Origin of the sequence: Streptomyces sp. C1-1, from assembly GCF_050214755.1 — a bacterium.
In the GTDB taxonomy this organism is placed as follows: Bacteria; Actinomycetota; Actinomycetes; order Streptomycetales; family Streptomycetaceae; genus Streptomyces.
Genome location: NZ_CP189826.1, coordinates 7,822,289 through 7,845,577, shown reverse-complemented (window position 1 = coordinate 7,845,577; position 23,289 = coordinate 7,822,289). Strand labels below are relative to the sequence as shown.

Annotated in this window: 20 protein-coding genes; 13 read left to right on the top strand and 7 right to left on the bottom strand. The window is 71.3% G+C overall.

Annotated features, from left to right (window positions below; all coding sequences use genetic code 11):
- Positions 1-3: 3 nt before the first annotated feature.
- Entirely contained in the window at positions 4-720 is a 717-nt protein-coding gene (locus ACQF4J_RS35655; RefSeq protein WP_351577308.1) for a TetR/AcrR family transcriptional regulator, read from the bottom strand.
- A gap of 63 nt (positions 721-783) precedes the next feature.
- On the opposite strand from ACQF4J_RS35655, the gene ACQF4J_RS35650 reads away from it, so the two are divergent.
- Entirely contained in the window at positions 784-1,731 is a 948-nt protein-coding gene (locus ACQF4J_RS35650; protein ID WP_351577310.1) for an ATP-binding cassette domain-containing protein, read from the top strand.
- Positions 1,728-2,510: an ABC transporter permease gene (locus ACQF4J_RS35645; protein ID WP_427167655.1), complete on the top strand. Its 783-nt coding sequence runs from the start codon at positions 1,728-1,730 to the stop codon at positions 2,508-2,510. Before ACQF4J_RS35650 ends, ACQF4J_RS35645 begins: the two co-directional genes overlap by 4 nt.
- Before the next feature lie 118 nt (positions 2,511-2,628).
- Here the strand turns inward: ACQF4J_RS35645 and ACQF4J_RS35640 are convergent, their stop codons facing one another.
- The 3 genes from ACQF4J_RS35640 to ACQF4J_RS35630 form a co-directional block, all read right to left on the bottom strand.
- The gene (locus ACQF4J_RS35640; RefSeq protein WP_351577316.1) at positions 2,629-2,898 is read right to left on the bottom strand and encodes a hypothetical protein; all 270 of its coding nucleotides are present in this window, start codon (positions 2,896-2,898) and stop codon (positions 2,629-2,631) included.
- A 126-nt stretch (positions 2,899-3,024) separates the two neighbouring features.
- Positions 3,025-3,843 (bottom strand): anti-sigma factor, encoded by an 819-nt coding sequence (locus ACQF4J_RS35635; RefSeq protein WP_351577318.1) that lies wholly within the window; start codon positions 3,841-3,843, stop codon positions 3,025-3,027.
- The gene (locus ACQF4J_RS35630; protein ID WP_142150967.1) at positions 3,840-4,382 is read right to left on the bottom strand and encodes a sigma-70 family RNA polymerase sigma factor; all 543 of its coding nucleotides are present in this window, start codon (positions 4,380-4,382) and stop codon (positions 3,840-3,842) included. Before ACQF4J_RS35630 ends, ACQF4J_RS35635 begins: the two co-directional genes overlap by 4 nt.
- A gap of 248 nt (positions 4,383-4,630) precedes the next feature.
- Here ACQF4J_RS35630 and ACQF4J_RS35625 point away from each other — a divergent pair, with 248 nt between their 5' ends.
- The 4 genes from ACQF4J_RS35625 to ACQF4J_RS35610 all read left to right on the top strand — a co-directional run bounded on the left by ACQF4J_RS35625 (position 4,631) and on the right by ACQF4J_RS35610 (position 11,144).
- Positions 4,631-6,163, top strand: coding sequence for a DUF4331 domain-containing protein (locus ACQF4J_RS35625; RefSeq protein WP_351577324.1), 1,533 nt, complete (start codon positions 4,631-4,633; stop codon positions 6,161-6,163).
- 156 nt (positions 6,164-6,319) lie between these two features.
- Complete coding sequence (locus tag ACQF4J_RS35620; protein WP_427167654.1) at positions 6,320-7,777, top strand: tetratricopeptide repeat protein; 1,458 nt, start codon at positions 6,320-6,322, stop codon at positions 7,775-7,777.
- Complete coding sequence (locus ACQF4J_RS35615; protein WP_427167653.1) at positions 7,774-9,495, top strand: sulfite exporter TauE/SafE family protein; 1,722 nt, start codon at positions 7,774-7,776, stop codon at positions 9,493-9,495. Before ACQF4J_RS35620 ends, ACQF4J_RS35615 begins: the two co-directional genes overlap by 4 nt.
- Positions 9,496-9,539: 44 nt before the next feature.
- Positions 9,540-11,144, top strand: a complete 1,605-nt coding sequence (locus ACQF4J_RS35610; RefSeq protein ID WP_427167652.1) for a protein kinase domain-containing protein — start codon at positions 9,540-9,542, stop codon at positions 11,142-11,144.
- Here the strand turns inward: ACQF4J_RS35610 and ACQF4J_RS35605 are convergent, their stop codons facing one another.
- Positions 11,145-11,951, bottom strand: a complete 807-nt coding sequence (locus ACQF4J_RS35605; protein ID WP_351574644.1) for an SGNH/GDSL hydrolase family protein — start codon at positions 11,949-11,951, stop codon at positions 11,145-11,147.
- Between the two features lie 238 nt (positions 11,952-12,189).
- On the opposite strand from ACQF4J_RS35605, the gene ACQF4J_RS35600 reads away from it, so the two are divergent.
- The 5 genes from ACQF4J_RS35600 (at position 12,190) to ACQF4J_RS35580 (ending at position 19,393) form a co-directional block, all read left to right on the top strand.
- A complete protein-coding gene (locus ACQF4J_RS35600) occupies positions 12,190-12,609 on the top strand; it encodes a hypothetical protein (protein ID WP_351803509.1) in 420 nt (139 codons plus the stop codon).
- A 347-nt stretch (positions 12,610-12,956) separates the two neighbouring features.
- Positions 12,957-13,778: a glycosyltransferase family 2 protein gene (locus ACQF4J_RS35595; protein WP_351574639.1), complete on the top strand. Its 822-nt coding sequence runs from the start codon at positions 12,957-12,959 to the stop codon at positions 13,776-13,778.
- Complete coding sequence (locus ACQF4J_RS35590) at positions 13,775-14,779, top strand: glycosyltransferase family 2 protein (protein WP_351574636.1); 1,005 nt, start codon at positions 13,775-13,777, stop codon at positions 14,777-14,779. The genes ACQF4J_RS35595 and ACQF4J_RS35590 overlap by 4 nt, the downstream gene beginning before the upstream one ends.
- Entirely contained in the window at positions 14,776-15,576 is an 801-nt protein-coding gene (locus ACQF4J_RS35585) for a polysaccharide deacetylase family protein (protein WP_427167651.1), read from the top strand. The genes ACQF4J_RS35590 and ACQF4J_RS35585 overlap by 4 nt, the downstream gene beginning before the upstream one ends.
- Complete coding sequence (locus tag ACQF4J_RS35580) at positions 15,569-19,393, top strand: lipopolysaccharide biosynthesis protein (RefSeq protein WP_427167650.1); 3,825 nt, start codon at positions 15,569-15,571, stop codon at positions 19,391-19,393. Before ACQF4J_RS35585 ends, ACQF4J_RS35580 begins: the two co-directional genes overlap by 8 nt.
- Before the next feature lie 12 nt (positions 19,394-19,405).
- Here the strand turns inward: ACQF4J_RS35580 and ACQF4J_RS35575 are convergent, their stop codons facing one another.
- Positions 19,406-20,827, bottom strand: coding sequence for a GH39 family glycosyl hydrolase (locus ACQF4J_RS35575; protein ID WP_351574627.1), 1,422 nt, complete (start codon positions 20,825-20,827; stop codon positions 19,406-19,408).
- A 168-nt stretch (positions 20,828-20,995) separates the two neighbouring features.
- On the opposite strand from ACQF4J_RS35575, the gene ACQF4J_RS35570 reads away from it, so the two are divergent.
- Together ACQF4J_RS35570 and ACQF4J_RS35565 are read left to right on the top strand one after the other, a co-directional pair.
- On the top strand, positions 20,996-22,090 hold the full coding sequence (locus tag ACQF4J_RS35570; protein ID WP_351803517.1) for a DUF5925 domain-containing protein: 1,095 nt from the start codon (positions 20,996-20,998) through the stop codon (positions 22,088-22,090).
- Positions 22,091-22,105: 15 nt separating this feature from the next.
- Positions 22,106-22,858: a DUF72 domain-containing protein gene (locus ACQF4J_RS35565; RefSeq protein ID WP_351574623.1), complete on the top strand. Its 753-nt coding sequence runs from the start codon at positions 22,106-22,108 to the stop codon at positions 22,856-22,858.
- Between the two features lie 43 nt (positions 22,859-22,901).
- Here ACQF4J_RS35565 and ACQF4J_RS35560 read toward each other — a convergent pair whose 3' ends face one another.
- Positions 22,902-23,273, bottom strand: coding sequence for a GntR family transcriptional regulator (locus tag ACQF4J_RS35560; protein WP_351574620.1), 372 nt, complete (start codon positions 23,271-23,273; stop codon positions 22,902-22,904).
- Positions 23,274-23,289: the final 16 nt, after the last annotated feature.

Below are 23,289 nucleotides of genomic sequence, written 5' to 3'. Positions count from 1 at the left end.
GCGCTACCGCTCGGGGTCGAAGCCGTCGAGGACCCTCTCCAGTGCCAGGTCGAAGACGGCGTCCAGGTCGATCGGTCCCGGGTCCTCCATGAACGCCGCGGCCATGCGCGGGTAGGCGCCGGTCGCGACCTGACTGCCCAGATACGCGATGCGCGCCGCGTTCTCCTGCTCCTCCGACCACGGCAGGTTCCGGGTCCGCTCGGCCGTGGCCAGCTCGTTGACGACGTACATCGTCACGACACCGTTGAGCAGCCCGACGAGCTGCATCTTCATGCCGTACTTCATGTCCTCGAGCGGGTCCAGACAGGCCAGGCAGTGCTCCAGGTAGCGCAGCGCGTTGGGGCTGAACCCGTAGACGGGTGACATCAGGCGGGGCAGCCAGGGGTGGCGGTGCATCAGCTCACGGGTCTGCCGGGCCACCCGCATCATGTCGGCCCGCCAGTCCCCCGACGGCTCCCACTTCTCGTGCTCCGCGCTGACCGCGTCCACCATCAGCTCGTACAGGTCCTCCTTACGGGGGACGTAGTTGTACAGCGACATGGTGCCGCAGCCCAGTTCGGCCGCGACATGCCGCATCGACACCGCGTCCAGGCCCCCCTCGTCGGCGATCCGCACCGCCGCCGCCGCGATGTCGGCGCGCGTGAACGCCGGCCTCGGCCCGCGCCCCGCCCGCTCGGGCCGGGCCCAGATCACTTCGGGTACCGCCGCTCGGCCCGCCATCGATCATCACCTCGCCCACCATCGTAGTTACGTACACCGTACGTAGTGCGCTATGGTCGGGGCATGGCAACTACGTACGCTGTACTTAGTGAAGGTCTGGAGAAGAGGTTCGGCGACGTGCGCGCGGTGCGCGGGCTGGATCTCGTGGTGGCCCAGGGCACGGTCTGCGGTGTCCTCGGGCCGAACGGGGCGGGCAAGACGACCGCCGTGCGGCTGCTGACGACGCTGCTGCGGCCGGACGCCGGCTCGGCGCGGATCGCCGGGCACGACCTGGTGCGGGAGGCGGCGGCCGTACGCCGCAGCATCGGCGTCACCGGACAGCACGCGTCGGTCGACGGCGACCTCACGGGCCGGGAGAACCTCTGCCTGTTCGGGCGGCTGCACCGGGTGCGCGCGCCGGGACGGCGGGCCGGCGAGCTCCTCGACCGGTTCGGGCTGGCCGAGGCGGCCGACCGGCCCGCGTCCTCCTACTCGGGCGGGATGCGCCGCCGGCTGGATCTCGCGGCGAGCCTGATCCGCCGCCCCGAGGTGCTGTTCCTGGACGAGCCGACGACCGGGCTCGACCCGGCCAGCCGCGCGCTGATCTGGGACGCCGTGCGCGACCTCACCGCCGACGGCACCACCGTGCTGCTGACCACGCAGTACCTGGAGGAGGCCGACCGGCTCGCGGACGACATAGCCCTGGTGGACCGGGGGCGGGTGGCGCACACGGGGTCGCCCGCGCAGTTCAAGGCGCTCGTCGGGGCCTATGTCGAGGTCGTCGTCGCCGACGCGGACGTGATGGTGCGGGCCGCCGCGGTCCTCGACCGGCTCACCGGCGCCGAACCGTCGTTCGACCCGGAGCGGGGCGCGGTCGGCGCCGTCACCCGCGACGACACGCTCACGCTGCCGCGCCTGGTGCGGGAGCTGGACGGGGCGGGTGTGCCGCTGCTCGACGTGAGCCTGCGGCCGCCGACGCTGGACGAGGCCTTTCTGCGACTGACCGAGAAGGACGAGGAGCGCGCGGCATGAGCACGGTGGCGTACGACGGGACGGCGCTGCTGGGCCGGCAGCTGCGGCGGATGCGGAACAACCCGGGGCTGCTGATCCTGACCCAGACGATGCCGATCAGCATGCTGCTGTTCTTCGGCTACGTCTTCGGCAGCGCGCTGGCGGTGCCGGGCCGCGAGTACCGGTCCTTCCTGGTGCCGGGGCTGCTGGTGGCGACCGCCGCGGGCGGGATCATGACCGGGATGTTCCAGGCGGCCCAGGACACCCACCGGGGCGTCATGGACCGGCTGCGGACGCTGCCGATCAGCAGGTCGGCCGTGCCGCTCGGGCAGGCGGCGGCGGATCTGGTGGTGACGGCGGCCGGGACGGTGCCGTTCCTGCTGGTGGGGCTCGCGGTGGGCTGGCGCGTCGAGGGCGGCGCGCTCGAAGCGGTGGGCGCCGTGGGGCTGTTGCTGCTGTTCCGGTTCGCCACGACGTGGATCGGCATCTTCCTCGGGCTGCTCACCCGGAACGAGGAGGCGGCCGGCCAGCTGGGCGGCGCGACGTTCCTGCTGCCGCTGCTGTCCAGCGCCTACATCCCGACCGACGGCCTGCCCGGGTGGCTGCGCACGGCGGCCGAGTGGAACCCGATCAGCGCGGTCGCCACGGCCCTGCGGGACCTGTTCGGCAACGCGCCGGTGCCGACGGACGGCGCATGGCCGGTGACGCATCCGGTCGCCGGATCACTGGCGTGGTGCCTCGTGCTGATCGCCGTGTTCATGCCGCTCGCGGTGCGGAGATACACCTACGGGGAGCGGTGACCTCAACGACCGCGAGTGGTGGGCGGGGGTTGTCTTCGGTACCGAGCGGGTGGAACGTACCGAAGACGCCCTCCATCGAGGCGCGGCACCGCACCGGACGCGGGAACGCCGGTACGGCTCAGCGCCCGCCGAACAGCGAACGGGTCAGCCGGCGCAGCGGCGCGAAGAGTGAGACGCGGCGGACGCGCGCACCCCTGTCGCTGCGGTTCTGCGTGGTGTCACGCGCGGTCAGCTCACGCATCAGCGAGGTGGCCTCGGCCGTCTTCTGCTGCGGCACGGCGGGACCCGCCAGCACCGAGAGATGGCGGTCGAGGCGCGAACTGGTCGCGCTGCTCCCGCAGGTGATCGCAGGGACCCTCGCCCTGCTGCGCACTGTTATCTGTTCCATGTCACTCCCCACCCGTACGAGTCCACCCGGCCCGGGCAGGGTAACCCTATCGTCCCAACCGGGCACTCGTGTATCGCGGTCACAGGATTCACCTTCCCCGTAAGGGCGTTGACGACCCCTCCTCGATCACTCTCCGAATCCGACCGATTTCAGGGCGAGTTGGACAATCGGCTGGCTGGTGGGCTGTGGTGAGCCCCCGTCGGGTTCGACGGTCACAGCGAGTGACGTGGCGGACCTGCCGAGACCGTTCGCGACCAAGGGCGTGTCGCCGCCCTTGAACAGGCCCAAGGAGCGTGGTTGCGCATGGGGGCGCATGAGCCACAGCTGGTGCACCCGTCCACCCGTCGGAGCGGCGTATCCGCTGAGGGTGACGATCGCCTGGCCCCGGGATGCGGAAGCGATCACTCCGATACTGCGGCCCTGAGCGTCCTGACCGGTCGTCGCGCGGGCGTCGGGAGCTGCGAGAACGTGGTTGATCTCACGTGACTGGGACTGTGCGGCGTCCAGCCTGTCCTGGGTGTGCCTGGCCTGCACGGCGAAGAGGGAGGCGACCACGAGGGCCGCGGCGGCCGTCGCCGTGGCGAGCGGGACGAAGAACGGGCGGCGCTCGCGGGGCGCACGGGTGCGTGCCGGCGGTGGCTGCGTGCCCCAGACGTGCGGGGGCAGTTGGGGGGTGTGCTCCGGCATCGGCGCCGACTCCTGCGGGGTCGTGCGTACGGCGGCCAGCACGCGGTCGCGCATCGCGGCCGGCGGCGGGGCGGCCGTGGACCAGGCGAGCCGGACGGCGTCCTCGGACAGGACGCGCACCTCCGCGGCGCAGGCGGCGCAGGTCCTGAGGTGCCGTTCGAAGCGGATCCGCTCGGCCGGCTCCAGCGCGTCGAGCGCGTAGGGCGCCGCGAGCGAGTGCAGGTCCTCGCGACGGAGCATACGGTCGAGGAGACTCATGCGACACCTCCCAGGCACTTGCGCAGCTGGGTCAGTCCATCGCGCATCCGGGTCTTGACGGTCCCCAGTGGCAGGGAGAGCCGTTCGGCCACTTCACGGTACGTGTAGCCGTCGTAGTAGGCGAGGGTGACGGACTGGCGCTGCAGCGCGGTGAGGCGGTCCAGGCAGCGGCGCACCCACTCGCGTTCGAGCCCCGCCTCGACCTCCTCGGTGACGTGGTCGAAGGCGGGGTGGTGGGCCCGGCGGGCCTCGCGCTGCTCGCGGTCGACGGCCGCGCGGGCGCTGCGCACCCGGTCGACGGCCCGGCGGTGGGCCACGGTGAGGATCCAGGACAGGGCACTGCCCCGGCCGGGGTCGAACTTCGCGGCGGACCGCCACAGTTCGAGCAACACCTCCTGCGCCACCTCTTCCGACTGCGCCGGATCCCGCACGACCCGGCGCACCAGTCCGAACACCGGACCGGACACCAGGCCGTACAGCTCCTCGAATGCCTTCTGGTCGCCGCCTGCCACGAGTACCAGAAGCTCGTCCGCCTCCACTCGGTCCCCTCCCCGGCCGCAAGGGCCCCGTCCCGTCACACCAGGCATTCGCAACGAACGCACCTCCGGATGGGGTTACGGATCAACAGCCCCGAAACGCGGGTCGGCACGTCACGGAACAAGAATCGTGGTTCGACTGAAACAAGATCAGGGGTTTGCCGTAAAGACGTTTGGGATTCGACCAATCCACCCTGGCGATCGCTCCGAATCAGCGTTCGTCAGGCAAGTTGGGACTGAGGACGGACGGCATGACAACTGACTCCAGGAGCGGCGCGGGACGCAGGGGCATCGCGACCCTCATAGCTGGTGCGCTGGCCGCCGGCGGGCTCGCGGCCGCCGGCGTGGCCACGCTGGAACCGGGGGCGGCCTCCGCCTCCAGCCACCGAGAGGCCCCACTGATCTCGGGGCAGCCGCAGTACGACAACACCGACCTGTACGCGTTCGTCAGCCCGGACAAGCCGGACACGACGACGATCATCGCCAACTTCATCCCCTTCGAGGATCCGGCCGGCGGCCCGAACTTCTACCAGTTCGCCGACGACGCCCAGTACGACATCCACATCGACAACAACGGTGACGCGCAGGGCGAGCTGCTGCTGCGCTACACCTTCCACACGCAGACGAAGAACAAGAAGTCGTTCCTCTACAACACGGGCGTGGTCAGCAACCTGACCGACCCCGACCTCAACATCACGCAGACGTACGACATCGACCTGGTCAAGCTGAAGCACCAGAGGGCCGTGTCGAAGACCAGGCTCGCCGACGACATCCCGGTGGCCCCCTCGGACGTCGGCAAGGCGTCCATGCCCGACTACAACAAGCTGCGCGAGCAGGCGATCTACAAGCTCTCCAACGGCGGTCAGACCTTCGCCGGCCAGGCCGACGACCCGTTCTTCGCGGACCTGCGCGTCTTCGACCTGCTGTACGGCGGAAACCTCTCCGAGGTCGGCCGCGACACGCTCAAGGGCTACAACGTCAACTCCATCGCCCTGCAGCTGCCCACCGACATGCTCACCGAGTCCAAGAACCAGCCGGTGATCGGCGTCTGGGCGACGACCCAGCGCAGGAACGCCCAGGGCTACTACGAGCAGGTCTCCCGCCTGGGCAACCCGCTGGTCAACGAGGTCGTCAACCCGCTGAAGGACAAGGACAAGTTCAACGCGTCCTCGCCGTGGGAGGACGGGCAGTTCCTGAAGAACGTGACCAACCCGGAGCTGCCGAAGCTCATCGAGTCGATCTACAAGATCAAGGCGCCGTCCGAGCCGCGCAACGACCTCGTCGACGTGTTCCTCAAGGGCGTCAAGGGCCTCAACCAGCCGCCGTACGTGAAGCCGGCGGAGGAGCTGCGCCTGAACACCTCGATCAAGCCGGCCGCCAGCCCCAAGCGGCTCGGTGTCCTCGACGGCGACAACGCGGGCTTCCCGAACGGCCGTCGTCTCACCGACGACGTGATCGACGAGGCCCTGCAGGTCGTGGAGGGCGAACTGGTCGGGTCCAAGAACGACCTGGGCGACGCGGTGAACGCGAACGACAAGGGCTTCGGCAAGTACTTCCCGTACCTGGCCAACCCGACCGCCGGTTCCCGCGGGGCCACCGCCAAGGGTGTCAGCAGCGGCAGCGACGTCAAGAACCAACTCGGCGACGCGCTGCAGCCGGCCGGGGCCGGCGGGATGAGCAACACCGGTCTGATCGCCGCCTCCGCGGGCGGCGGCGCGGCGGGCATCGCACTGATCGGCGCCGGCCTGATGTGGTGGCGCCGGATGCGGAGCCGGGTCTACTAGGCCACCCTCTACGGCGGACCGGGCGGTTCTTCGGAGCGGCCCCGCCCGGTCCGCGGCCCGCCCACCGACTGGCGCGGCCCGCACAACTCATCCCCCACGGTGCGGGCCGCGCCGCCCCACGACTTCCGTTCACCGCACGGCACCTGAGGAGAGGGCATGGCCCCGCACACGAACGACACGGACCGCTCCGCGGAGAGCGCCGGGAACGGCAGTGGCCCCTCCGCGGAGGCGTCCGGTGATGAGCGGGTCACCGCCCTGCGCCGGGTCGCCGCCGCCGGCCGGCGTTGGCGCTCGGCGCAAGTCGCCGGTGTCGCCGCCCTGTTGGCCGTGGCACTCACCGGTGGTTCCATCGCCTACGGCGCCATCCGGGACCACGGCGGAACGACCGTCGCCGCCGCGCCGAACGCCATGTCACCGGCGCTGCTGAACAGCGGGGACATCGACTCCAGCATCACCGCCCTGCAGACCCAACTGCGGGCGCAGCCACGGGACTACGGCAGCTGGGCCACCCTCGGCCTCGCCTATGTGGAGCAGGCCCGCACCAAGGGCGACCCTTCCCGCTATCCGCAGGCCGGCAAGGCGCTGAAGCGCTCCCTGGCCCTGAAGCCCGGCAACGAGCAGGCCGTCACCGGACAGGCCGCCCTCGCCGCCGCCCGGCACGACTTCAAGGACGCCCTGAAGTACGCCGACCAGGTGCTGAAGGAGAACCCCTACAGCCAGAACGCCCTCTCCTCCCGTATCGACGCCCTCGTCGAACTCGGCCGCTACGCCGACGCGTCGAAGGCCGCGGACACCGCGGACTCCCGCCGCCCGGGCGTCCCGGTCTTCACCCGGTACGCCTACGTCCACGAACTGCGCGGGGACGTGAAGACGGCCCGGCGGGTCCTGGAGCAGGCCCTGGCCACCTCCAGCACCCCCGGCGACATCTCCTACGTCGCCGCCCAGCTGGGCCAACTCGCATGGAACCAGGGCGACTACAAGACGGCGCTCACGTACTACGCCCGTGCCCTGGCCGCCGACGACAACTACCTCCCCGCGCTCGAGGGCCGCGCTCTCGCCCAGTACGGCAGCGGGGACCGGGCGGCCGCGATCGAGGGCATGGAGCAGGTCGTCGCCCGCTACCCGCTGCCACAGCCCCTCGTCCAGCTCGGCGAGCTGTACGAGGACCGCGACGCCAAGGGCGACCGGGCCAAGGCCCACGACCAGTACGCCCTCGTCGACGCCTGGATCGCCCTCGCCCGCGCCAACGGCGTCAACGCCGACCTCGACACCGCCCTCGCGGCCGCCGACCACGGCGACCGGGCCGCGGCCCTGCGCGCCGCCCGCGCCGAGTGGGCCCGCCGCCACACCGTGCACACCGCGGACGCCCTGGCCTGGGCACTGCACGTCAACGGCAAGGACGCGCAGGCACTGCCCTACGCCAGGCAGGCCACCGCGACGGGCTACCGCAACGCCTCGTTCCTCTACCACCGCGGCATGATCGAACGCGCCGCCGGCCACGCGAAGGACGCCCGCTCCTCCTTGAAGGCGGCGCTGAGGCTGAACCCCGGCTTCTCGCCCCTGGGCTCCCGCGAGGCCCGTAAGGCGCTCAAGGACCTGGAGGCGACCAAGTGAACTGCCGTCGTCTGTTCGCCTCCGGTGCCGCCGTCCTCACGGCGGCATGCGCGCTCGCGCTGGTTCCTTCCACCGGCGCGAGCGCGCACCCCCTCGGCAACTTCACCGTCAACCGTTACGACGGCCTCGTCGCCGCCCCCGGCGAGCTCCGCGTCGACCACGTCGAGGACCTCGCCGAGATCCCGGCGACCCAGGCCAAGCCCGACATCGCGCGGCTCGGCATGGCCGAGTGGGCGAAGGAGCGGTGCGCGAAGGCGGCCGAGGGCAGCAGGGTCGTCGTCGACGGCCGAGCCACCACGCTCACGAGCGGGAGCGCCACGGCCCGGCTGCGGCCCGGCCAGGCGGGCCTGCACACCCTGCGTGTGGAGTGCCGGCTGACCGCGCCGCTGCCCAAGGGCGACACGGTGAGCCTCGGCTTCCACAGCGCGGGCGCCTCCACCGGCCCCGGCTGGCGGGAGATCACCGCGCGCGGGGACCGGATGACGCTGACCGCGACGGACGTACCGAAGAAGTCCGTCTCGCACGAGCTCACCACGTACCCGAAGCAGTTGCTCTCCTCCCCCGCCGACACCTCGTCCGCCACCCTGCGGGTGCGGCCCGGCGGGCCGGCCCTGGCCGCGGACCGGCAGGACGCGCCCGCGGCCTCCGTGCTGCCCCGCGGCGCCGACCGCTGGACCGAGGCCCTGAACAACCTCGTCGCCCGCCACCACCTCACCGCCGGCTTCGCCGCGCTCTCCCTGCTGATCGCGATCGTGCTGGGCGCGATGCACGCGCTCGCCCCGGGCCACGGCAAGACCCTGATGGCGGCGACCGCGGCGGCCCGGGGCGGCAGGGCCCGCCTGAAGGACGTCCTCCCACTGGCCGCCTCGGTGACCGTCACCCACACCCTGGGCGTGGTCGCCCTGGGCCTGCTGGTCACGGCCGGCTCTGCGGCGACGCCCTCGGTGATCGCCTGGCTGGGCCTGGCCAGCGGTGTCCTGGTGCTGGCGGCGGGCGTGAACCTCGTACGCCGGGCCTGGCGCAACCGCGCGCACGGGCACGCACACCACCACCATGCCCATCGAGAGGCGTCCCCCGAACGGCAGTTGGAGCTGGTGGGCGCCCACGGCGCGCCGGCCCCGGCCGAGCACGGGCATGGGCACGGGCACGGGCACGGGCACCACGATCACGGCCACGCGCACGATCACGGCCCCGGGCACGACCACGCGCACGGACCCGAGCACGAGCACGGGGACGGGCACCACCATCACCACGGTCACGACCACGGCGAGGGTCACGACCACGACCACGGTCACCGTCACGATCACCACCCCCACCACTCGCACGAGGTCGAGCACACCCACGGCGGGTTCACCCACACCCACTCCACCGCTCCCACCCTCCGCGGCACCCTCCTGCTCGGCTTCGCCGGCGGCATGGTGCCCAGCCCCTCCGCCGTCGTCGTCCTGGTCGGCGCCGCGGCCCTCGGCCAGGCGTGGTTCGGTCTGCTGCTCGTCGTCGCCTACGGCGTCGGGCTGGCGCTGACCCTCACCGCGGCCGGGTTCGCCGTCGTGAAGCTGGGTACGGGAATGAGTCGGGTGCTGGACAACCGTCCGCGCTGGACCACGCATCCCGTGGCGGCCCTGGTGCGCAGGAGCGCACCGCTGGCGTCGGCGCTGGTCGTGGTGGCCTTGGGGGCCGGTCTGGTCCTCAAGGGGGCGGCTTCGGCACTCGGATGAGTTACTTTGTGAATGACTCAGGTGAGATGCCGTGGGGGGCGTCGGTGTCCGAAGTTCCTGGCAGTGACCGTCTGATCGCGGGCCGCTACCGTCTGCTGTCCCCCCTCGGCGAGGGCGGCATGGGGACGGTGTGGCGGGCCCGCGACGAGGTGCTGCACCGCGAGGTCGCCGTCAAAGAGGTGCGCGCGCCCGCCGGGCTGGCGGCCTCGGACGTGGAGCGGATGTACGCCCGGCTGGAACGCGAGGCGTGGGCGGCCGCGCGGGTCGCCAACCGCAACGTCGTCACGGTGTACGACGTGGCCACGCAGGACGGCCGACCCTGGATCGTCATGGAGCTGGTCCGCGGCATCTCGCTGGCCGACCTCCTGGACGCCGAGGGCCCGCTGGAGCCCCGGCGGGCGGCGCACATCGGTGCCGAGGTGCTGTCCGCGCTGCGGGCCGCGCACGAGGCCGGTGTGCTGCACCGGGACGTGAAGCCCGCCAACGTGCTGCTGTCCAACGACGACCGGGTGGTGCTCACCGACTTCGGCATCGCACAGGTCGAGGGCAGCTCGGCACTGACCATGACCGGCGAGGTGATCGGCTCGCCCGAGTTCCTGGCGCCGGAGCGGGCGCTCGGCCGCACACCGGGCCCCGAGTCCGACCTGTGGTCGCTCGGCGTGCTGCTGTACGCCGCCGTCGAGGGCAACTCCCCCTTCCGCCAGGCCACCCCGCTGAGCACCCTGCGCGCCATTGTCGACGAGGAGCTGCCGCCGCCGCACCGGGCCGGGCCGCTCGCCCCGGTGATCGAGGGTCTGCTGCGCAAGGAGCCGGCCGAGCGGATCGCGGCCGACCGGGCCGAGCAGGACCTGCGGATCGTCGCGGCCGGGGGCACGCCGAGCGCCGGCGCCCAGGCGTCGCCGTACGCGCCGACGATCGCGGCCTTCCCGCAGCCGGTGTCGCCGACCCCGGCGATGCCCTATCCGACGGCGGCGAGAACCGGGCCGGTGCCCGGGCCGGACACCACGGCCGCGGACACCCGGCCGCCGGAGCGCAACCGCCGTGCCGGCCTCGTGCTGGTCGTCGGCGTGGCCGTCCTGGCGCTGGCCATTGCGGGGCTGACGTACGCCCTGCTCAACCACGACAGCGGCGGCAAGAGCCCGGACAACTCGGGCAGTCCCCGCTCGGGGACGCGGACCTCGGCGCCCGCCACGGACACCGGGCCCGGCACGAGCCCGACGAGCCCGACGCCGAGCGCGAGCGCGAGCAGTTCGAGCACGCCCCAGTCCGTGCGCGTCTCGCTGGCGGGGGCGAACACCACGTACTCCGGGACCTGTCCGCCGGACAGGTCGCAGGCGCCGACGTTCACGGCCACGTTCACGGTGGGCCGGGTACCGGCGACGGTGACGTACCGCTGGGTGACGAAGAACGGCTCGCTGTCCGGGGAGTGGAAGACGCTGTCCTTCCCGGCCAATGGCGGCCGGACGCAGCAGGAGAGGAACTTCATCACCACGCGCGACAGCAGCGGCACGTTCCAGGACGTGATCGGTGTGGAGGTCCGCGATCCCGTGCACGCCACGTCCAACTCGGTGCCGTTCTCGCTGACCTGCCAGGCGGAGACCCCGTCGGGCGGGGCCTCCCCCAGTACTTCGGGATCACCCTCCGGGTGATCAGACCGCGCCGTTGAGGACCGGCAGATAGCCGCCGGACTGGCCGGACGCGGTCGGGTGGTACGACTCGCCGATGTTGAGCCAGTTCACGCTGTGCAGCCAGGAGCTGCCGGAGCAGATCTCGTGACCGGTGAAGGTCGTACGGACGTCGCCGAAGGCGAAGCCGTGGTTGGCCGCGGCCTTGTTGATCGCGGTGTCCAGGTAGTCGGCCGCGCCGTTGATGGCCGTCCGCTTCGTCTCGGACAGGCCGAGGCAGGTGGTGCCGAGCTTGTAGAAGCGGGGGTAGCCGATGACGACGACGCGGGCGTTCGGGGCCTTGGCGCTGATCGCCGAGTAGACGTTGTCGAGCTGGCCCGGCAGCGTCGAGTCGACGTACGCCTTGGCGGTGTTGATACGGGACAGACAGGTGCTGTCGGACTGGAGGACGCAGGTGGTCATGACGTCGGCGAAGCCGGCGTCGTTGCCGCCGATCGTGATGGAGACTAGGGCGGTGGCGGAGCTGAGGGTGCCGAGCTGGTTGGCCAGGACATCACCCGTACGGGCGCCCGAGCAGGCCTTGAAGTCGAACGTCGAGGGTGAGTGCGCGGCCGCCCACAGGTAGGGGTAGGCCTTGGTGCTCTGCTTGCAGTCGCCGCTGGCGCTGAGGTAGCTGCCCGCGCCGACCCCGGAGGAGTAGGAGTCGCCGAGGGCCACATAGCCGCCCGTGGCGGCCTGCTGGGACGCCTGCGCCGCCGTGGCCCCGGTGAGGGCCGTGCCGACGGCGAGGAGGATGGAGCTCACGAAAACCGCAATTCGGGAACGTCTCATGGAACCTCCCTTTAGCAGGATCTCTGCCATAACCGTCGTACCAACTACGCGTGTTGATGGGAAGTGTCCATGTCAAACCTGTTGAAGAACCCTCAACTTCCGTGCCTGAACGGTTCCGAGGGAATTTGTTCAAGAATGGACGAGAAACGGCTGTAGGCCGTTTGGTCCCTTGACGCCCCCTCTTGCGCTGCGCGACATTGAAGACCGGCATCCGGCGCGCTGGGGGGCGAAGTCGCCAATGCAGACGATTCACATCAGAAGACGCGTCAAGACGCCTTCGTCCGACGGCGCCGAGCAGGTGCGGCAGGGCCCGGAGGGGGACCTGACACCGCTGCTCGCGGGCGCCGCGACGGCCGTGGGGGGCTTCGGTGCGCTGCTCGCACTCGTCGACGCGGATTCACCCCTGCGTGGCCCGTGCACCCTGTTCTTCCTGCTCGCGGCACCCGCGACCGCCATCTGGGCGGCGCTGCGCGGGCTGGAACCCTTCGGCCGTGTCCTCACCGCTCTCGCGGGCGCGGTCGTCCTCGACATGCTCGTATCACAGGGCATGTTGGCCGTCCATCGCTGGTCCTGGCGCGGCGGGATCATCGCCGTAACCGTGATCAGCTGTCTTCTTCTCCTTCTAAGTTGTGTAACGGTCAAACCAACAAAAACGTGAGGCTTGGTTCCAGGCCTTGCCATAGGGGTTCAATCATCAATACCGTCGTACATCTCACCCGCATCGGACCATCATCAAGCGGCTCTAGGGGAGGGCTCAAGGACCGCGATGGCTGCCGGCGTGGGGCGCGGTAGGGGGGTGCCGTGCTCGGTGACCGCGAACTGTGACCGAGTCGTGCCGCGCGACCGGCTGCTGCCCTGCGGCAGGCGGCCAGCTTTGCCAGCTCGCCTCGGCGTGCACGTAGATCCATCTCGTCATGCCACAGGCGTGAACCCCCCTTTCGAACCGGATACATAGCCGGGCCGCCCGGGGGCGGGCGGTCCACCGGACGAGAGGGACCAAGACTCATGAGTTCTGTTCTTCGGCCGGCGGCCACGAATCACGGGCCGTCAACCGCCGACAAGTACCGGCCGATCTCCACTCACCTGGCCATCGCGCCACCGGTGAGCGTGGTGATCCCCGCCATGAACGAGGCGGAGAACCTTCCCTACGTCTTCAAGACGCTTCCCGACTGGATCCACGAGGTCGTCCTCGTGGACGGCAACTCCACGGACCGCACCGTCGAAGTGGCCCGCGAGCTGTGGCCCAAGGTCAAGGTCGTCGAGCAGCGGGGCAAGGGCAAGGGGGATGCCCTGATCACCGGGTTCGAGGCGTGCAGCGGCGACATCATCGTGATGGTCGACGCGGACGGCTCGGCGGACGGCAACGAGATCGTGTCGTACGTCTCCGCCCTGGTCTCCGGCGCGGACTTCGCCAAGGGCTCGCGCTTCGCCAACGGCGGCGGCACCGACGACATGACCTTCATCCGCAAGCTCGGCAACTGGGCGCTGTGCACCATCGTCAACCGCAAGTTCGGCGCCCGCTACACCGACCTCTGCTACGGCTACAACGCGTTCTGGCGGCACTGCCTCGACAAGATCTCCCTCGACTGCACCGGCTTCGAGATCGAGACCCTGATCAACATCCGGGTGGTCAAGGCGGGCCTGAAGGTGCAGGAGATACCCAGCCACGAGTACCTCCGCATCCACGGCACCAGCAATCTGCGGGCCGTGCGGGACGGGATCCGGGTGCTGAAGGTGATCCTCAAGGAGCGGTCCAACCGCCGGGAGCTGCGCCGGCAGGAGCACCACTCGCCGCTGCTCGACTCGGAGCGGGGAGAGGTGTCTTGAGCGATCTCGGCGTCTCCGTCGTGATCTGCGTCTACACCGAGGACCGCTGGGAGGACATCCTCGCCGCGGTCTCGTCGGTGCGGGCGCAGTCCCGGCCCGCTCTGGAGACCCTGCTGGTCGTCGACCACAATCCGGCCCTGCTGGAGCGGTTGGCCAAGGAGTACAAGGAGGCCGACGAGGTGCGGGTGCTCGCCAACGCGGGCCCCCGTGGGCTGTCCGCCGGCCGCAACACCGGTATCGCGGCCTCGCACGGCGAGGTGATCGCCTTCCTCGACGACGACGCCGTCGCCGAACGGGACTGGCTGCGCCGCTTCACCGAGGGATACGCCGATCCCCGGGTGATGGCCGTCGGCGGCCGGACGATGCCCATATGGGCGTCGGGGCGGCGGCCGGCCTGGTTCCCCGAGGAGTTCGACTGGGTGGTGGGCTGCACGTACAAGGGTCTGCCGGCGGGCCTGGTCCGGGTGCGCAACGTCCTCGGCGGCAACGCCTCGTTCCGTCGAACGGCGTTCGACGCGGCGGGCGGTTTCGCCACCGGCATCGGACGCGACGGCGACAAGCGCCCGCTGGGCTGCGAGGAGACGGAGCTGTGCATCCGGCTCACCAGGGCCAGACCCGACGCGATCCTGCTGATCGACGACCGTGCGGTGATCCATCACCGGGTGCCCGAGGCGCGCGAGCACTTCGGGTACTTCCGCACGCGCGCGTACGCCGAGGGCCTGTCGAAGGCGCTCGTGGCGCGAAGTGTGGGCGCGGACAAGGGACTGGAGTCCGAACGCCGGTACGCGACGCGCGTGCTGCCGGCCGGGGTGGCGCGCGGGCTGCGCGACGCCGCGCTGGCCAGGCCGGGCGGCGCCGGCCGGGCGGGGGCGATCGTCGCCGGGGTGCTGACCGCGGCCGGGGGGTACGTGGTGGGCAGCGTGCGCGCCAGGCGCGGTGGGGCGGCCTTCACCGTCGCCGCGATCGAGGGAGCGGACGATGACCGAGGGGGGAGCTCATGACCGAAGGGCCCGTGCCGATTCTCATGTACCACTCGGTCGCCACCGCGCCGAACGACGCCACCCGCGCCCTGTCGGTGGCGCCCGAGGCGTTCGCCGAGCAGATGGCGCTGATCGACGACCTGGGACTGACTCCGGTCGACACCGGTGATCTGGCGGCGGGTTGGCGCTCGGGGCGCTCACTGCCGCCGCATCCGGTGCTGATCACGTTCGACGACGGCTACGAGGGCGTGCACCGGCACGCGCTGCCCGTGCTCGCAAAACACGGCTTCGCCGCCACCCTGTTCGTCTCCACGGGCTGGATCAGGGGCGCGTACGACACCGGGGGCGCCCTCGACACCATGCTCGGCTGGGACCAGGTCCGCGAACTCGCCGCCGCGGGTGTGGAGATCGGCGGCCACAGCCACACCCACCCGCAGCTCGACCAGCTCGACGACGAGCGGCTGCGGCACGAGCTGATCCACTGCAGGGACATCGTGACCGACGAACTGGGCGCCGCCCCGGTCTCCTTCGCCTACCCCTACGGCTACTCCAGCCGCCGGGTGCGCGAGGCCGTCCGGGAGACGGGGTACGCCCAGGCACTCGCCGTCGGCAACGGCCTCGCGCGCCGCCGCCAGGGCCCGTACGCCCTGCAGCGGGTCACCGTGCGCCGCGGCACCGGGATCGAGGAGTTCGAGCGGCTGGTCGAAGGCCGTTCGATCGCCCGCACCTTCGCCAGGGACCGTGCCCTCACCAAGGGGTACGCCATGGTCCGCAGAGCACGCCAGGTCCGCCGGAAGGCCAGCCGTTCCCGTGTCTGACACGACGACCACGACAACCGAGCCGCAGTCCGCGAGCGAGGCGCCCGAGCAGTCGGGGCGCCGTCTTCGCCTGCCCGGCATGGGCAGGGGCGGTGGCAGCCAACTGTTCCGCAACGCCTACGCGCTGATGCTGAACACGGGCATCTCCGCCGTCCTGGGCCTCGGCTACTGGCTGATCGCCGCGCGCTACTACTCCGACTCCGCCGTCGGGCAGGGCTCGGCCGCGATCGCCGCGATGAAGCTCCTCGCGGGCCTGACCGCGGTGACCCTGACGGGCGCCCTGGCCCGCTTCATCCCCGTGGCCGGCCGGAGCACCGGCCGCCTGATCTTCCGTACCTACGCGGGCAGTTCGCTGGTCGTCTCGCTCGCCGCGATCGTCTTCCTGCTCACGCTGAACATCTGGGGACCGTCCTACCGCTTCCTGCACGGACCGGTCCACGGCCTCGGCTTCATCGCGGCCGTCGTCGCCTGGAACGTGCTCACGCTGCAGGACGGTGTGCTGACCGGTCTGCGCAGCGCGCCCTGGGTGCCGGTGGGCAACACCGTGTTCTCCGGGGTGAAGCTGGTCCTGCTGGTCGGCCTCGCCGCGGCGATCCCCACCACCGGTGTCTTCGCCTCCTGGGTCGCGGCCATCGCCTTCTCTGTGGTGCCACTGGGCTGGCTGGTCTTCCGCCGTCTGGTGCCCCGGCACATCGAGACGACGAAGGACCACGCCCGTCCGCCGTCCGTGAAGGAGATCGGCAGGTTCCTCGCGGGCGACTACACGGGCTCGCTGTTCTCGCTCGCCGTAGTCTACCTCGTCCCGGTGATCATCGCCTCGCAGGTCAGCTCCAAGGACAACGCCTACTTCTACATCACCACCACCATCGGCGGCACGGTCAACCTGCTCGCCATCAACATGGGCGCCTCGCTGACCGTCGAAGGCTCGCACGACCCGGCCCGGCTGGCCCTCAACACCCGTGCGGCACTCAAGCGGATGGCGCGGATCATGCTGCCGATCTGCGGCCTGATGTTCGTCGGGGCGCCGTGGATCCTCGGCGTCTTCGGACAGGGCTACGCGGACGCCGCCACCCCGCTGCTGCGCTGGTTCGCGGTCGGCGCGCTGCTGCGGGTCGTCATGGAGACGTACTTCGCGGTCCTGCGCGCGCAGAGCCGCACCGCCGGACTGGCCTGGATGCAGGGCCTGTTGTGCGTCCTGGTGCTGAGCCTGACGCTGCTCCTGCTGCCCCGCATGGGGCTGACCGGCGCCGGTGTCGCCGAGATCTCCTCGCTCGCGGTGATCGTCACGATCGCCGCGCCGAAGCTGTACCGCACCCTGAAGGCGGGACCGGCCGCCGACGTGCCCGAGGACGCGGCGCCCGACGGGGACCTCGCCGACCTGGGAGCCCGCGAGGTCCCCGTCGGCGAGAAGCCGCGCCGGCGCGGCCCGGCCTGGGCCCTCGACACCGACACCCTCGCGCTCGGCATCCACGTCGACTTCGACCACCAGGAGCGCCGGCCGGACGTGCGGCCGGGGCCGGGGACACCGCCGACGGGGACGCCCGTGGCGCGGGCCGATCACCGGCCGACCTGGGCGAGGACGCCGGAAGTCGGGCCGCCGGTGGAGCCGGGGGCCCCTGCGGGCGAGCCGAGCCGGGCGTGGGGCAGGGAGCCCGGTTCGGAGGCCTCGGTGGGGCCGGCCGAGGTGGAGGTGGACGCGCCGTTCGGGGCGGCGTTCGCGGCGCAGGCGGCCGAGCGGGCCGCACGGGAGGAGCCGTCGGCGCGGGCGCCCCGACCGCCTGCCCTCCCCTGGCGCGAGCGCCTGCACCCCAGCCGCGTCGGGCTCGTCCTCGGTGGCGCGCTGGTCGCCGCGCTGCTGCTGTACTGGGTGCCCGCGCTGGGGCTCGGCGAGGCGGACCTGGACGGCATGGGCGGACTGGGCCTGATCTCGGTCCTGCCCCTGCCGACCCTCGTCGGGGCCGCCCTGCTGGTCACGGTGTTCGCCTCCCTGCTGTGGCTGGGCCGCGAGCACAAGGCGCTGCTGCTGATCACGCTGCTGGCGACCGTCGTGTCCCTGCACGCGCTGCCCGCGGTGCTCGAGACCGAGCCGCGCTTCCCGACGGCCTACCAGCACCTGGGCTTCCTGGACTACATCGACCGCACCGGTTCGGCCGTGCCCGACCTGGACGCCCGCTGGAGCTGGCCGGGCTTCTTCGCGGTGGCCGCGTTCGTCGGCCGGGCCTGCGGGGTCACGGACTTCACCGAGGTCATCCGCTGGTGGCCGCTGACCATACAACTCCTCTATCTGGCGCCGATGTTCCTGCTGGTGCGCTCGATGCGGGCGAGCTGGCGGGCCAAGTGGACCGGTATCTGGATCTTCGTGCTCAGCGGCTGGGTCGGCCAGGACTACTTCTCCCCGCAGGGCTTCACGTACCTCCTCTACCTGGCCTTCGTCGCGATCCTGCTCGTCTGGTTCCGCGCGCCGCGCGTGATCTGGACGAAGAAGCGGCCCGGCGAGGCGGAGGTCGAGCCGACGGACCGCCGTCAGAAGGCGGTCCTGCTCGGGGTGCTGATCGGCCTGTTCGCGGCGAGCGTCCCGGCCCACCAGCTGACCCCGTTCGTGATGCTGGGCGTGCTCGCGGCGCTCGTCCTCATCGGCAGGTCGGAACTGCGCGGCCTGCCCGTGCTGTTCGCCGTGCTGGTCGCCGTCTGGGTGGGCTTCATGGCCGAGCCCTACTGGTCGGGGCACTTCGACGACCTGTTCGGCGGCGTCGGCGGCGTCGGCAGCAATGTGTCCACGTCCGTCTCCGGCCGTATCCAGGGCGGAGACTCCACGCACAAGCTGGTCCTGTACACGCGGGTGCTGCTGGCCGGCGGTGTGATGACGTTCGCCTGCTGGGGCTGGTGGCGCCGGCGCGACCACAAGTACCGCGAACGGTCGCTGCTGGTGTTGACGTTCGTGCCGTTCCTGGGCTTCGGGATGCAGTCCTACGGCGGTGAGATGGCGCTGCGCGTCTTCATGTTCGCCGTGCCCGGCGCCGCCCTGCTGGCCGGTCTCGCCCTGTTCCCGCGCACCGGCGTCACCGCCGAGGAGCGGGACAAGGACCGGGTGAGCCTGGCCCCGCTGGCCGCGCTGATGGCGGGCCTGCTGCTGATGGGCGGCTTCCTGGTGGCCCGCTGGGGCAACGAGCCGTTCGAGCGGGTGCGGCCCGGCGAGGTCGCGGCCATGGACTACGTGTACGCGCACGACAAGCCGACCGTGCGCCTGCTGTGGCTGAGCAACGACACCGTCAACGACGTGACGCCCGCGATGCCGTGGGGCACGAAGGACATGGAACGGGTGAACTACGTGCCGACGCCGGCACCGGCCGACCCGGTCCTGGTGTCCGGTCTGGTCAAGGCGCTCAAGGACGCGGGCCCGAACTCGTATCTGATGATCAACGAGAGCCAGCTGACGTACCTGCGGATGGACGTGGGCTACTCCCCCACCTGGGGGCCCCGGCTGATCCAGAACCTCGATCAACGGCCCGAGTTGAAGAAGGTGTACGTCAACTCCGACGCCACCGTCTACGCCCTCGGCAAGCAGCCCGCGGGCGCGGTGCCGAAGCCCGACCCGGGTCCGATCGGGCCGCAGATCACCTGGACGCCGTGGTCGATCGTCGGCGCCCTGGCCGCCCTGGCGCTGATCGTGCTGCTGACGGCCCGCGAGGTCGTCCGGGTCGCGACGCGGCCGAGCGTGCGCCAACTGCGACGGCTGCAGAGCAGTTTCTGGTTCTCGCTGCCGCTGCTGGCGGTGCTGCTGGCCTCGCTGGTCCAGCGGTTCCTGACGATGAAGTGACCGTGCGGTGGCTCAGCGCCCGAGCCACCGCACCTCGTAGGCCTGCATGTCGAACCGCTTGCCGTCGATCTTCGCGCTGATGGACCGGCCCAGGGTGTTGACCACCAGAACGGACCGGCCGGTGGCGAGGACGCGGACGTTGGGCACGTCGTCCGGGGCGACGGACACGCTCGTGTACGTCGTGCCGGGCGGGAACTCCTGGCCGAAGCGGGAGACGAGATCGAACATGGGGAGTTTCGCGCCCCCGCTCCCGCTGTCCGTCGGTGTCCACAGGCACCCCGCGCAGCCGTCGCCCTTTTCGTCCTCCGGGTTCCAGTAGAAGCCGGAGGAGGCGCCCCCCTTGACCATGGCGATCATCCCGGCGGCCTGGACGGCGACGCGGCGGGTCTCGGACCAGCCCTTGCGCTCGTCGTTGCCGTCGGCGGGCTCGACGTAGTACTCGGCCCACCACAGCGGCAGGTCGTGGGTCCGCTGCCGCACCCACCGGCCGACGGCGGTGAACTTGTCGGTGGCCCCGAACTCGTTCGGCAGCATGTCGTCGTCGTTGGTGTAGCTGGAGCCGTCGACCACGACGAAGTCGGCGCCGGCCTTGTGCTTGTTCCAGTAGTCGAAGGCGTCCAGGACCCGCTGGTCCATGGCTCCCCAACTGCCCTTGACTGTCGAGGATGCCTCGCCGGCACGCGGGTCGACACTGTCCATCACCAGGTACGGACCGCCGACCATGATGTCCTTGTCGACCTTCTTCAGGGCCTTGTAGACGAGGTTGTAGAGCTTGGTGTAACCCTCGTAGTCCCAGCGGCCCTCGGCGTCGTTCCAGAAGCCCTTGAACTCGTTCCAGACGACGAAGTGGCGTACGTCGGGATAGCGCTGGGCGACGGTCGCGGCGAGCGCGGCGAAGTCGGCGTAGTGCTCGGGCAGCGGTGCGGTCTCCAGCGCGGACCGGCTCCAGTCCGTGTTGTCGACGCCGGCCCTGCCGCCCTTCATCCAGTCCGGGGAGCAGCACAGGGTGACGACCGGGGTGCCGCCCGACCTGCGGATGAAGTCGATACGGCGGTCCATGGCGCCGAAGTCGTAACGGCCCTCCACCGGCTCGGGGTTGTCCGCCCCCCAGCCCATCAGGGCCTGGTCCTGGGGCAGTCCCCCGGCGTTCGAGATCAGCTTCTCGACCCGGTCCGTGGCCGTCGAACTGCCCTCGTCGGCGCTGTACTGGGTGTGGGTGAAGCCCCACCCGACCGCGGGGTCGTCCCGGTTCTTCGGGGTCACCGGGGTGCCGTGCACCGTGGCGCCGTTCTTCGAGGTGCCCTTGGTGCTGCCGCCGCTGTCCGGAAGCGTGTTGATCAGGGTGACGATCAGCGCGAGTGCGGCCACGCCCACGCCGAGCAGCGCGGTGAGCCGCCACCGCCGAGCCCCCGAAGTCCACCCATGACGTCCCATCGAGGGCAACAGTAACGGGATGAACGCCACCTGGGGCAGATGTCGTGAATCCACAGCCCTGTAACAGGACGGAAGCGACACAACGACCCCCTCGGATCACTCGCGACACACCCGACGCACCACGGAAACCGGGTGCACGGGGCGGCCCCGTGCCGGATCATGGGCGCCATGTCTGCGAACCCACACGACGCGCTGCCGATCCGGCTCAACGTCGACGACAGCGACTCGCCGTCCGACGTCGTCGACGCGCTGTTCCTCGGCCGCTTCGCGACGGGCGAGCAGCCGTACTCGCACGCGGCGAACATCGACCGTGTCCGCTCCGGCGCCACACTGCTGCCGCCGGGCGCCCGTGTGCTGCGGGTGGCCCGCGACGACGACCGCAGCGCCACCCTGGCGGAGGGTGAGGGCTGGACCCTGCTGATCTCCCGCTGGAACCGGGGTGCCGACGTCACCGTCACGGCCACCAGCGCCGACCTGGCCGAGCAGGTCCTGGACCAGGCGACCGACGGTGCGGCGGACGAGCCCGAACCCCAGCCGGAGAACGTGACGATGGGCTTCTGGTACGTCTCCCCCCGGCGCGGCCCGCACCGCACGACCCGGCAGATCTCCGCGGGCACCTGGGAGGAGGTCCGGGAGAACTACACCGCGCCGGTGGCCGACGCGATGGACCGTCTGATGAAGACGACGCCGGAGGACATCGCGGGCCGCCTGCTCCTGCTGCACGGCCCGCCCGGCACGGGCAAGACCTCCGCGCTGCGCACCCTCGCCCGCTCCTGGCGGGACTGGTGCCAGGTGGACTGCGTCCTGGATCCCGAGAGGCTGTTCAGCGACGTCGGCTATCTGATGGACATCGCCATCGGCGAGGAGGACGGGACGGGCAAGGGCCGCTGGCGGCTGCTGCTCCTGGAGGACTGCGACGAGCTGATCCGCGGCGAGGCGAAGCACACGGCGGGCCAGGCCCTGTCGCGCCTGCTCAACCTGACCGACGGTCTGCTGGGCCAGGGCCGCAACGTCCTGGTCGGCGTCACCACCAACGAGGACCTGGAGCGTCTGCACCCCGCCGTGGTGCGCCCCGGCCGCTGTCTGGCCCGTATCGAGGTCGGCCGGCTGACCCACCGCGAGGCGGTCGGCTGGCTGGGCACCGAGGAGGGCGTGGGCCGTGAGGGCGCGACCCTGGCCGAGCTGTACGCACTGCGCCGCGGGACGTCCCCGACGTCCCTGCCGGACCAGCGGGACGGAGCCGACGCGGGTCTGTACCTCTAGTGTTTTGATGGACGTATGACCCTGTTGGTCGGAACGTCGGGGTGGCAGTACAGGGACTGGCGGGGTGTGCTCTACCCCGCCGGGTGTCCGACGCGGCTGTGGCTGGAGGAGTACGCCGGGCACTTCGCCACCGTGGAGATCAACAACGCGTTCTACCGCCTGCCGACGCGGGAGAACTTCGCCGCCTGGCGCGAGCGCGTCCCGCCGGACTTCGTGGTCGCGGTCAAGGCCAGCCGCTTCCTGACCCACATCAAGCGGCTCCGTGACCCGGAGGAACCGGTCGAGCGCCTGATGACGCACGCGGCGGGCCTGGGCGACCGGCTGGGCCCGGTGCTCCTGCAGCTCCCGCCGACGCTGAAGGCCGACGCAGGGCTGCTGGACGCCTGTCTGGACTGCTTCCCGCCGGGCACCCGGGTGGCCGTGGAGCCACGGCACGAGTCGTGGTGGACGCCGGAGGTGCGCAAGGTGCTTCAGGCGCGCGGCGCGGCCCTGTGCTGGGCGGACGTGCTCTCCCGCCCGTCGACCCCGCTGTGGCGCACCGCCGACTGGGGCTACGTCCGCTTCCACCAGGGCCGCGCCCGGGCGTGGCCGCACTACGGACGGCGGGCGCTGGAGACCTGGGTGGACCGCATCGCCGCGACCTGGCCGCCGGACGACGACGTCTACGCGTACTTCAACAACGACCCGACGGGAGCGGCGGTGCAGGACGCGGCGACGTTCGCGAGGGTGGCGCGCGCGAGGGAACTGGCAGTCACCCGCACCCCCTGAACTCTCCGGCACGACGGCGTACTCCGGCGGTGCCGAACCCGCCTCAGCCCTCCCCGTACCCGGCCCGCAAGGCATCCCGCACCGCCGCCAGGGCGTCCGCCTCCGCGAGCCCCAGCCGGCGGGCACGCTCGACGTACGCCTGCGCGGCCGACGCGAGTTCCCGTTCCGCGGCCGAGCCGGCGGCGGCCACATACGTTCCGTTGCGCCCGCGCGTCTCGATCACTCCGTCGCTCTCCAGCGCCCGGTACGCCTTGGCGACCGTGTTGGCCGCCAGCCCCAGCGACTCGGCGAGCCCCCGCACGGTCGGCAGCCGGTACCCCACCGGCAGCACCCCCGAGCGGGCCTGCTCGGAGATCTGCACCCGCACCTGCTCGAACGGCGGCGCGCTGTCGTCGATGTGGATCTTCAATGTCACGTCCCCGATTGTCCCG

What these genes read in the sequence shown, in the direction of transcription:
- ACQF4J_RS35620 (WP_427167654.1), top strand. Translation starts at nt 6,320, where the DNA reads ATGGCCCCGCACACGAACGACACGGACCGCTCCGCGGAGAGCGCCGGG.
- ACQF4J_RS35650 (WP_351577310.1), top strand. Translation starts at nt 784, where the DNA reads ATGGCAACTACGTACGCTGTACTTAGTGAAGGTCTGGAGAAGAGGTTC.
- ACQF4J_RS35655 (WP_351577308.1), bottom strand. Translation starts at nt 720, where the DNA reads ATGGCGGGCCGAGCGGCGGTACCCGAAGTGATCTGGGCCCGGCCCGAG.
- ACQF4J_RS35635 (WP_351577318.1), bottom strand. Translation starts at nt 3,843, where the DNA reads ATGAGTCTCCTCGACCGTATGCTCCGTCGCGAGGACCTGCACTCGCTC.
- ACQF4J_RS35605 (WP_351574644.1), bottom strand. Translation starts at nt 11,951, where the DNA reads ATGAGACGTTCCCGAATTGCGGTTTTCGTGAGCTCCATCCTCCTCGCC.
- ACQF4J_RS35575 (WP_351574627.1), bottom strand. Translation starts at nt 20,827, where the DNA reads ATGGGACGTCATGGGTGGACTTCGGGGGCTCGGCGGTGGCGGCTCACC.
- ACQF4J_RS35625 (WP_351577324.1), top strand. Translation starts at nt 4,631, where the DNA reads ATGACAACTGACTCCAGGAGCGGCGCGGGACGCAGGGGCATCGCGACC.
- ACQF4J_RS35585 (WP_427167651.1), top strand. Translation starts at nt 14,776, where the DNA reads ATGACCGAAGGGCCCGTGCCGATTCTCATGTACCACTCGGTCGCCACC.
- ACQF4J_RS35570 (WP_351803517.1), top strand. Translation starts at nt 20,996, where the DNA reads ATGTCTGCGAACCCACACGACGCGCTGCCGATCCGGCTCAACGTCGAC.
- ACQF4J_RS35640 (WP_351577316.1), bottom strand. Translation starts at nt 2,898, where the DNA reads ATGGAACAGATAACAGTGCGCAGCAGGGCGAGGGTCCCTGCGATCACC.
- ACQF4J_RS35645 (WP_427167655.1), top strand. Translation starts at nt 1,728, where the DNA reads ATGAGCACGGTGGCGTACGACGGGACGGCGCTGCTGGGCCGGCAGCTG.
- ACQF4J_RS35595 (WP_351574639.1), top strand. Translation starts at nt 12,957, where the DNA reads ATGAGTTCTGTTCTTCGGCCGGCGGCCACGAATCACGGGCCGTCAACC.
- ACQF4J_RS35600 (WP_351803509.1), top strand. Translation starts at nt 12,190, where the DNA reads ATGCAGACGATTCACATCAGAAGACGCGTCAAGACGCCTTCGTCCGAC.
- ACQF4J_RS35565 (WP_351574623.1), top strand. Translation starts at nt 22,106, where the DNA reads ATGACCCTGTTGGTCGGAACGTCGGGGTGGCAGTACAGGGACTGGCGG.